We start from the raw sequence: 9,780 nt of genomic DNA on the forward strand, positions 1-9,780 counted from the left end.
GCATGCCGAGCGACGAGACCCGGGCGCGAGCCCGCGCCCTGTGGGAAGCCCTGGCCGGGACACCGATGTCGTTCCCGCCGGCCGGCGGCACACGCGTGGTCGTGTCCCCGCGGTCGGGGCTGTGCCCGGCCGGCTGGACCGGAGTGGTCGTCCTGGACGGCGCCGCGCTCGTGACCGTGCCCGGCGAGGGCACCGCCACCTCGGTGCGCGACGCCCTGAGGGGGCGGCCGGCGGACATCGACGCGATCCGTGACGCACTGCCCGCGACGGGGGTGCTCGGTCCCGCCGCACTGGCGTACCTGTCCCCGGACCGCTTCCGCCCGGCAGCCGCCCCACCGACGGTGGAACGGCTGCCCGGAGACCACCCGGCCCTGCGCGACCTGGAGGGCTCGGCCGGTCACGACGACACGGGGGAGGCCTCCCTGGAGGACATCACCTCGCCCGCCTTCGTCGTCCGCGCACGCGGCGAGGTCGTGGCCGCCGCCGGGTACCGGACCTGGCCCCACCGGACGGCCCACCTCAGCGTCCTGACCGCACCGGCCGCACGGGGGCGCGGACTCGCCCGCAGCACGGCGTCGGCGGCCGTCGCCCACGCCCTCGCCGGCGGACTCCTGCCCCAGTGGCGCGCCCGCCCCGAGGCGTCGCGGCGGGTGGCCGCCGCGCTGGGCTTCGAGGAGCTGGGCGCGCAGCTCTCGGTCGAGTTCGGCCCGGGGCGTCCCGACTAGCGGCTGGGGGTGACGCTGCCGGCGTAGACGTTGTCCGGCGTGATGATCTGGGTGACCGCCCGGGCGAGCAGGGTCGACGGCTCCTGGTCGTCGACGTGGCGTGCGTCGGTGTTGAGCATGAGGACCAGGGTGGCCTTCTGCGACGGCAGGTAGACGGTGACGGTCTCGTAGCCGGGGATGGAGCCGTTGTGCCCGATCCAGCCGTCGGTGTCGAGGATGCCGAGGCCGTAGGTGGTGCCGGGGAAGCCGGTCGGGAGGGTCTTGAGGCGCTGTGCCTGGGTCTCGGGGCTGAGGAGCTCGCCGGTGGCGAGGATCTTGGCCCAGCGGTGGAGGTCGTCGAGGTCCGAGATCATCGCGCCGGCGGCCCACGCCCAACTGGGGTTCCAGTCCGTGGCGTCCGCGATGGTGCCGTTCAGGGTCTGGTCGGTGTAGCCGCGCGGGTGCGGCTGGGGGAACTCGGGCCCGGACGGGAAGAGGGTGCGGCGGAGGTGCGACGGACGCAGCACCCGGTGGTGGATGACGTCTTCGAGGCGGTGGCCGGTGACCTTCTCGATCACGAGGCCGAGCAGGACGAGGTTGGAGTTGGAGTACTCGAACTTCGCGCCCGGCTTGAAGGTGTTCTTGTGCTTCATGCCGTACGCGAGCGACTCCTCCGGCGTGAAGGAGCGCTGCGGGTCGCTCAGCAGGTCGTGGATGAAGTCCGGGTCGGAGGTGTACGGGAACAGTCCGCTGCGCATCTCGGCGAGGTGGCGCAGGGTGATGTTCCTGCCGTTGCGGACGCCCTTGACGTACTTGGCGATCGGGTCGTCGAGGCCGATCCGGCCGTCGTCCACGAGCTGGAGCAGCGCGGTGACGGTGAAGGTCTTGGTCTCGCTGCCGATCCGGACGAGCGAGTCCTTGCGCATCGGTTCGCCGGTGGCCGTGTTCGCGACCCCGGTCGCCCGGACGTAGCTGCCCTTCCCCGGCATCCACACCCCGGCGACCACACCGGGGATCTGCGCCTGCTTGCGGACCTCCTCGATCGCCTTGTCCAGCCTGGCCTCGATCTCCGGGCCGAGACCGCCCGGCGGGCACTCGTCCGACCCGTGCCGGTCGGCGACCGCCGCGTGGACGGCCGGGGCCGGGGCCACCGCCAACGGAGCCAGTACGGACGCCACGAACAGCGTCGCGGCGAACAGACGTCGGGTGGGGGTACGTCGCATCTCGGGGCGCCTTCTCCGGAGCAGGGAACGGACGGCCACATCACCATCCCGCTCCGCGCCGGGAGCTCCGGTCCGCCACGGGGCGCGACGAGTCCACTCGTTCGGCGCCGCACGGGGCGGGCGGATGACGGCCCTGGTCAGCCGTACGCGTCCGTGACGCAGTCGGCGGCGCACCGCCAGTGCTCGAACCGCCCGCGCAGCGCCGCCGCCGCGTGCTGCCGGTCGACCCCGTCGTACCCGTACTGCTCGCGGGTGACCCGCAGGACGGCCGCCACCGTGACGATCGCCGGCTCGCCCTCGCCGGCGGACCTGCGGGCCGCGGCGATCACCTGGTCGGACGCGCGCTGGAGGGCACGGGCGTACTCGCGCCGGGCGACCGACCGCGCCCGCCCGGCCGCGAAGGGCCGCACGGCCCGGCCCTTCCACAGGAGCCCCGCCGTGATGAGCCCGACGCCGGTGAGGCCGACGAGCACCCCGATGAGGGTGTCCAGGTTCCACCTCATGACCGGCCTTCCCCCGAATCCGCTGGGCCGTACGAGTCTATGGCGCGGAGCGCCGCTCCCGTGGGCGCGCCCAGGACGGTGTCCAGATGTCGGCCCCCCGCGGCCGGTGGCGTCGTGCCGCGGAGAGGTGCTCGCGGAGGGCCACCAGGGCGGGGTGGGGGTTGTCGACGGCCCAGAGCAGCGAGTGGGGATAGACGGGGGTGGGGCCGTGGACGGCGACCCGGCGCAGGTCGTGGCCCTCGGGCCAGACGAGGCGGGTCTGCGCGCCGACGAACGTGGCGAGTTCGGGGGAGTCGGCCACGGTGTCGAGGAGCGGCTCGGTGCCGAAGTCGGGGCCGGCCACCTCGATGGCGAGGCCGAACTCGGCGGCGAGGTCGGCGTAGTACGCGGCCCACTCCGTCCCGCTGACGATCCCCGGCACCCAGATCCGGTGCCCGACGAGCCGGGCGGGCGTCACCTCGCGGGCCCCCGCGAGCGCGTGCGCGGGTCCGGTCAGGAGCTGGAGCGGCTCGTCCAGGACGGGTACGGCCTCGATCCCCTCGGGAAGCCGGCTGCCGGGCATGCTGACCGCCCGGAAGGACGCGTCGATGGTGCCGGCCCGGAGCGCGGCGACCGCGGCCTCGGCGTCGAAGAGCGTCACCACGTCGAGCTCGATCTCCGGGCGCGCCTGGTGGAAGTCGCGCAGCAGGGCCGCCGGCGCGAGCCGCCGCCCGAGCACGTCCACGCGCAGCGCGCGCCGGCCCGGCCGCACGGACGCGACCGCGCGCGCCTCGGCCCGGAGCAGGGCCCGCGCGTGCGGCAGGAAGGCCTGCCCGTCGATCGTGACCTCGGCCCCGCGCGCGGTGCGCGTCAGCAGGCGCACCCCGAGGTCCTTCTCCAGCGCGGCGACCCGCTTGGAGACGGCCTGCTGGGTGATCGACAGCTCGTCGGCGGCCTGCCGGAACCTGCCCGAGTCCACGACGGCGAGAAAGGTGCGCACGGCTTCGAGATCCACGGTCACACACCCTAGGGGGCGACCTGACCGACAACCACGGGTTGTCGCGCGACCGACGTGGGGTTGTTTGATCTCGATCCACCCGGCTGGCTTTGATGTCGGTGGTCGACAAGCGGTTGTCGCACCGGTCGGCGAGAGGGGTACGGGAATGGCGGGCGGGACGTCACTCGGGCAGGACTTCGGGTGGCTCTGGGCGGCGTTCGCGGCGAGCACCCTGGGCACCTGGATCGCGTTCAACGCCTTCCCGCTCCTCGCGATCACCGTGCTGCACGAGGGCGCCGCCGAGGTCGCGGCGCTCGCCGCCGTGGGAGCCGCGGTGGGTGCGGTGGTCGCGGTGCCGCTCGGGCCGTGGGTGGAGTTCCGCCGCAAGCGGCCGGTGATGATCGCGATGGACCTCGCGCGGTGCGCGGCGCTCCTGAGCGTCGCCGGCGCGTACCCGCTCGACCGGCTGGGCTTCACCCAGCTCCTGGTCGTCTCCGTCGTCGTCGCCGGCGCCGACATCACGTTCGGGGCCGCCTCCGGTGCCTGCCTCAAGGCGCTCCTGCGCCCCGAGGACCTGCTCCGCGCCCAGGCCCGTCTCGAGTCCACCACCTGGACCGCGACCGTTCTCGGCCCACCGCTCGGCGGAGCCCTGTTCGTCCTCGTCGGCCCGGTCGCGACCGTGCTGGCCGACGCCGTGAGCTATCTGCTCTCGGCGGCCGGAATCCGCGCGATCGGACGCGCCGAACCCGCACCGGCGCGGGCCCCGTGGGCGGCGGCGCGGGGCGGCGGGGACGAGCGGGGGCGCCCGCGTCCCGCAGACCTCGTCGAGGGGTGGCGCCACATCCTCGGCCATCCGCTGCTGCGCCCGCTCTTCCTCAACACGGTGCTGGTCAACGGGCTGATCATGGCGACCGCGCCGCTGCTGGCCGTCCTCATGCTGGGGCCGCTGGGGTTCGCGCCGTGGCAGTACGGCCTCGCCTTCGCGGTCCCCTGCGTCGGCGGGCTCGTCGGGTCGCGGCTGGCACGGCCGCTGGCGGCGCGGTACGGCGGGCACCGGGTGCTGCGGGTCGCGGGCGTGCTGCGCGTGTGCTGGCCGGTCGGGCTGGCCTTCGTCCACCCCGGGGGCACCGGGCTGCTGCTCGTCATGGGGGTCGAGTTCGCGCTGATCACCTGCTCGGCAGTGTTCAACCCGGTGCTCGCGGCCCACCGCCTCGGTCTCACCGCGGCCGACCGCGTCGCCCGCACGCTGACCGCCTGGTCGGTCACCGGCAAGGCGTCCGTCGCGGCGCTGACGGCACTCTGGGGCCTTCTCGCGGCGGCCACCGGTCCGCGGGCGGCGATCGCGCTCGCGGGCCTCCTGCTCCTCGCGACCCCGCTGCTGCTCCCGCGTGCCGACCGCCTCCTGGCGGCGGCGGGGGGAGAGGAGGGGCGGAAGGAGCGGGAGCGGTCCGGGCACCGGGATTGACACGTGTAAGTAGGCGGTGACACGCTCGGCTCCCGGCCCCCGGTTCCTTCCCGGCCCCGTGGCGCCCCGCGCAGAAGGAGCAGCACCCCATGAGCACCACCGTCCTCACCACCCGAGGCCCCGTCCGTGGCGAGCGCCGTGCCGACGGCAGCTCGCGTTTCCTGGGCATCCCGTACGCGCAGCCGCCGGTCGGCGACCTGCGGTTCGCGGCGCCCGTGCCGCCGGAGCCGTGGTCGGAGCCGCTGGACGCCACGGCGTACGGGCCGACGGCCCAGCGCCGGCCGTTCGCCGAGGTGACGACGATTCCGGAGCCGTCGATCCCGGGTGCCGGTGTCCTGAACCTCAACGTGTTCACGCCCGACACCGCTCCGGCGGCGGGCCTGCCGGTCCTGGTGTGGATCCACGGCGGCGGCTACGTCGCGGGCTCGGCCGCCAGCCCCTGGTACGACGGGGCGGCGTTCAACCGCGACGGCGTCGTCGTCGTGTCGTTCGGCTACCGGCTGGGCATCGAGGGCTTCCTGCGTCTGGAGGGCGCTCCGGACAACCGCGGTGTGCGGGACTGGATCGCGGCCCTGGAGTGGGTGCGGGACAACATCGCGGCCTTCGGCGGCGATCCGGCGAAGGTGACGATCGCGGGCCAGTCGGCGGGCGGTGGCGCCGTGCAGACGCTGCTGGCCGTGCCCGCGGCCGAGGGCCTCTTCCGGGGCGGGATCTCCGTCTCCGGCGCCGTCCTGACGCCCGACGGCCCCGAGGTGGCCCGCGCCGCCGCCCGCCTGTTCACCGCGCGCACCGGAGTGCCGGCCACCGCCGCCGCCCTGCGCGACCTGACCGACGACGAACTCCTCGACTTCCAGGACGTCCTGGCGGAGCCCGGCCCGGACCGCGAGGGCCTGCCGCCGATGCTGGCCCTCGCTCCCTTCGCGGACGGCGAGCTGATCCCCGTACCCGTACGGGACGCCCTGACGCGGGGGGACGCGGCCGCCGACGTCCCGCTGATGCTCGGCTTCACCGAGCACGAGTTCACGATGATCCCCGCGCCCGGTCCCGAGGGGCCGCCGCTGCCCGTCCTGCTCGGCGGCCTCGGCCTCGACCCCGCCCGCACCGCCGCCTTCGCCGAGGCCTACGCGGCGGGCGGCGAGGACCTGCTCTTCGGCCAGGCGCTGACCGACGCGACCTTCCGCGCCCCGAACCTCGCTGTCGCCGACGCCCGCGCCGCCCGCGAACGGCCCACCTGGTTCTACGAGTTCAGCTGGCGCTCGCCGGTCGCCGGGCTCGCCTTCCACTGCCTGGACCTGCCCTTCGCCTTCGACCTGCTCGACGCCGAAGGAGTGGAGGCCGCCGCCGGCGACGCACCGCCGCGGGCGCTCGCCGACGCCCTGCACCGCGCCTGGGTCGCCTTCGTCACCGACCAGGACCCCGGCGCCGACTGGCCGCGCTACACCGCCGGCGAACGCGCCACGATGGTCTGGGACGCCGAGCCCCGGATCGTCGCGGACCCGGTGCGCCGCGTCCGCGAACTCTGGCTGGACTGACGGCGGAAGCGGGGGCGCCCGAAGGCGGGGAACGGGCGCCCGGCGAGGGGCGGGCGCCCGAAGGCAAGGCGCGCCGGTGTCCGGCCCCGGGGGCGAGCGGGCCCGGACCGTGTCACACGTTCTTCATGCGCCGTGCATGGTCCACCCGGGCGGACGCCACGATGATCGGTGGTGCGCCCGGGTCCCGGACCGTACGACCGGCCGGTCCGGGACCTCGGTGGGGCGCACCGCCACCCGCACCCGCCGCCCCGAGGAGCCCCGCCATGTCCAGCCGCCGCAGCTTCCTCGCCGGGTCCGCCGCCACGATCGGCCTCGGCGCCCTGCCCGCCACCGGCGCCGTCGCGGCGACGACCGCACCGGCCGGGGCGGCGGTACCCGAGGACACGACCCGGCCGCCGAACCTCGTCGTGGTGGTCGCCGACGACCTCGGATACGGCGAGCTCGGCGCCTACGGGCAGCGGCTCGTCACCACCCCGCGCATCGACGGACTCGCCGCCGACGGACTGCGGTTCACCGACGCGTACGCGACGGCGGCCGTCTGCGCCCCCTCCCGCTGCTCCCTCCTCACCGGCCTGCACACCGGACACGCGACGGTCCGCGCCAACCCGGCCGGGTCGCAGGGCTCCCTCGCCGCCACCGACACCACCTTCGCCCAGGTGCTCAAGGCCCGCGGCTACCGCACCGGCGTCATCGGCAAGTGGGGCTTCGGGCCGGAGAGCGCCGGTCAGGACAGCCACCCCAACGCCCGCGGCTTCGACGAGTTCCACGGCTACATCGACCACGGCCACGCCCACCAGTACTACCCGGCGTACCTCTGGCGCGACGGCGTGAAGGAGCCCGTCCCGGCCAACCAGGGCGGCGCCAAGGGCACGTACGCGCCGGACCTGCTGCGGCAGCGGGCCCTCGACTTCCTCGACCGCCACGCCGCCGAGCCGTTCCTGCTGCTGCTCACCCCGACCGTGCCGCACGCCCCCAGCGACATCCCCGACACCGGCGCGTACGCCGCACGCACCTGGAGCGCCGCCGACAAGGGGCACGCGGCGCAGGTGAGCCTCTTCGACGCCCTCGTCGGCGACGTCGTCGACCGGCTGCGCGCGCTCGGCATCGAGGACGACACCATCGTCCTCGTCACCAGCGACAACGGCCCCCACGAGGAAGGCGGGGTCAACCCCGACCGGTTCGACGCCAACGGCCCGCTGCGCGGCTACAAGCGGAACCTGTACGAGGGCGGCGTCCGCGTGCCGCTCATCGCCTGGGGTCCCGGCCGCGTCCTGCCCGGCACGAGCGACCGGCCGACGCCGCTCACCGACCTCCTCCCCACCCTCGCCGAACTCGGCGGCGCCCCCGCCCCGTCCGACGTGGACGGACTCTCGGCGGCGCCCCTGCTCACCGGCGGCGGCGCGGCCACCGCCCACCACGACCACCTGTACTGGTTCCGTGACGAGCGGGGCGTCACGAGCCGCGCCGACGCCCAGGACCGGCAGCGCTCCACCTGGCTCGCCGAAGCGCTCCGCAAGGACCGCTGGAAGGCGGTCCGCTTCGCCCCCGTCCGCGACCACGCCCTGCCCGACGACCAGTGGCAGGTCGAGCTGTACGACCTGGCCACCGACGTCGGCGAGACCTCCGACCTCGCCGCCCGGTACCCCGCCCGCGTCACCGAACTCGTCGCGCTGATGCGCTCCTCCTGGCAGGAGGGCTATCCCCGCACTCCGTTCGGAGCGAAGCTCACCACGCCGCCGCTCGCCGTGCCCGGAGAGCCGTTCAGCGTCACCGCCGAGCTCGCCAACGGCTCCTCCCGGGCCTGGAGTTCGGCGGCCCTCGCCCTCCGCGCCCCTGCCGGCTGGACCGTACGGGCCACCACCGCCACCGCCACGGCCCAGCTCGCCCCCGGCACCCGGCTCACCACCGCCTGGCAGGTCACCGCGCCCGCCGGGGCGCCCGCGGCCGCCCCCTGGACGCTGACCGCCGAGGGCACGGCGCTCGCCCCGGGCGGACCCGTCCGGTATGCGGCCGACGGCACCGTCACCACCCCGCCCCCGGCCCCCACCCGCGACAGCTACCTCTCCGACCTGCCCTGGATCCGCGCCGTCAACGGCTGGGGCCCCGTCGAACGCGACTCCTCCAACGGCAAGAACGCCGCCGGCGACGGCACCCCGATCGCCTTCGGCGGCACCACCTACCCCAAGGGCCTCGGGGTCCACGCGTACAGCGACGTCGCCTTCCACCTCGGCGGCGCGGCGGACCGGTTCACCGCCCTCGTCGGCATCGACGACTTCTCCGCCCGCCAGAGCACCACCGGCGCCACCCGCGCCGTCGTCCACGGCGACGGCCGCGTCCTCCTGACGACCCCCGTCCTGACCGCCGCCACCGGCCCCGTCCCGGTCGACCTCGACGTCCGGGGCGTCCGCGTCCTGCGCCTGGAAGTCACGGACGCCAACGCCAGGACGTCCTTCGACCACACCTCCTGGGCCTTGGCCCGCGTCACGGTCGGGTAGGGAGAGCGGGACGCGTCCCTCCCACAGAACGGACCACCGATGCCGACCGACTTCACCGGCCTCGCCACCCCCCTCGTCGCCGACGCCTGCGTGCGGCTCGGCGAACCGCTGCGCGCCGCTCCCGCCGGCATCCTGCCCGTCGTCGCCGGCCGGCGCGTCGCCGGACGGGCCCTGCCCGTGCGGCACCACGGCAGCGTCGACGTGTTCCTGGAGGCGTTCACCCACGCCGAACCCGGGGACGTCCTCGTCATCGACAACGACGGGCGCCGCGACGAGGCCTGCATCGGCGACCTCGCCGTCCTGGAGGCCGAGGCGGCCGGTGTCGCCGGCGTCGTCGTGTGGGGCCTGCACCGGGACACGCCGGACCTCGTGGAGATCGGCCTGCCCGTCTTCTCGTACGGGCGCCACGCGCCGGGCCCCGTCCGCCTCGACCCGCGCGACCCGGACGCGCTCCGCAGCGCGCGGTGCGGCGACCACCTGGTGACCGCGGACGACGTGGTCCTCGCCGACGACGACGGGGTCCTCTTCGTGGCGGCCGACCGCGCGGAGGCCGTCCTGGAGACCGCACGGGGCATCCTCCGCACCGAGCGCGAACAGGCGCGCCGCATCAGGGCCGGCGAGAGCCTGCGCGCGCAGACCCGGTTCGACGACTACCTGAAGGGCCGGGCCGAGGACCCCGCGTACACCTTCCGGCGCCATCTGCGCCGGATCGGCGGCGCGATCGAGGAGTGACGGGGGGGCGATCGAGGAGTGACGAGGGCGCGATCGAGGAGTGACGGCGGGGCGTAGGCCGGCCGCGTCCGCACGGCCGGACCGGCCCCCGGTGGGCGGCCGACGGGACCGGCCTCTTCGGCGTCCGCCGCCTGGCCACGCCTCGTGAGG

Annotated in this window: 8 protein-coding genes; 5 read left to right on the forward strand and 3 right to left on the reverse strand. The window is 75.5% G+C overall.

What is annotated here, in order from left to right; translation table 11 throughout:
• Positions 1–2: 2 nt before the first annotated feature.
• The gene (locus ACFCY7_RS13400; RefSeq protein ID WP_376484119.1) at positions 3–725 is read left to right on the forward strand and encodes a GNAT family N-acetyltransferase; all 723 of its coding nucleotides are present in this window, start codon (positions 3–5) and stop codon (positions 723–725) included.
• On the opposite strand, the gene ACFCY7_RS13405 is transcribed toward ACFCY7_RS13400, so the two are convergent.
• From ACFCY7_RS13405 to ACFCY7_RS13415, 3 genes are all read right to left on the reverse strand, one after another.
• Complete coding sequence (locus ACFCY7_RS13405; RefSeq protein WP_376484122.1) at positions 722–1,927, reverse strand: serine hydrolase domain-containing protein; 1,206 nt, start codon at positions 1,925–1,927, stop codon at positions 722–724. The two genes, ACFCY7_RS13400 and ACFCY7_RS13405, sit on opposite strands and share 4 nt — an antisense overlap.
• Before the next feature lie 137 nt (positions 1,928–2,064).
• Positions 2,065–2,430 carry a hypothetical protein gene (locus ACFCY7_RS13410; RefSeq protein ID WP_376484125.1) on the reverse strand — a complete coding sequence of 122 codons (366 nt, stop codon included), beginning with the start codon at positions 2,428–2,430 and terminating at the stop codon, positions 2,065–2,067.
• 37 nt (positions 2,431–2,467) lie between these two features.
• Positions 2,468–3,424, reverse strand: coding sequence for a LysR family transcriptional regulator (locus ACFCY7_RS13415; RefSeq protein ID WP_376484127.1), 957 nt, complete (start codon positions 3,422–3,424; stop codon positions 2,468–2,470).
• A 148-nt stretch (positions 3,425–3,572) separates the two neighbouring features.
• On the opposite strand from ACFCY7_RS13415, the gene ACFCY7_RS13420 reads away from it, so the two are divergent.
• The 4 genes from ACFCY7_RS13420 to ACFCY7_RS13435 all read left to right on the forward strand — a co-directional run bounded on the left by ACFCY7_RS13420 (position 3,573) and on the right by ACFCY7_RS13435 (position 9,630).
• Entirely contained in the window at positions 3,573–4,871 is a 1,299-nt protein-coding gene (locus ACFCY7_RS13420; protein WP_376484130.1) for an MFS transporter, read from the forward strand.
• Between the two features lie 89 nt (positions 4,872–4,960).
• Positions 4,961–6,403, forward strand: a complete 1,443-nt coding sequence (locus ACFCY7_RS13425) for a carboxylesterase/lipase family protein (protein WP_376484132.1) — start codon at positions 4,961–4,963, stop codon at positions 6,401–6,403.
• A 263-nt stretch (positions 6,404–6,666) separates the two neighbouring features.
• The gene (locus tag ACFCY7_RS13430; protein ID WP_376484135.1) at positions 6,667–8,898 is read left to right on the forward strand and encodes a sulfatase-like hydrolase/transferase; all 2,232 of its coding nucleotides are present in this window, start codon (positions 6,667–6,669) and stop codon (positions 8,896–8,898) included.
• Between the two features lie 39 nt (positions 8,899–8,937).
• The gene (locus ACFCY7_RS13435) at positions 8,938–9,630 is read left to right on the forward strand and encodes an RraA family protein (protein WP_376484138.1); all 693 of its coding nucleotides are present in this window, start codon (positions 8,938–8,940) and stop codon (positions 9,628–9,630) included.
• Positions 9,631–9,780 lie beyond the last annotated feature (150 nt).

The sequence above is a fragment of the Streptomyces sp. NPDC056361 genome (assembly GCF_042262805.1).
Classification (GTDB): domain Bacteria; phylum Actinomycetota; class Actinomycetes; order Streptomycetales; family Streptomycetaceae; genus Streptomyces.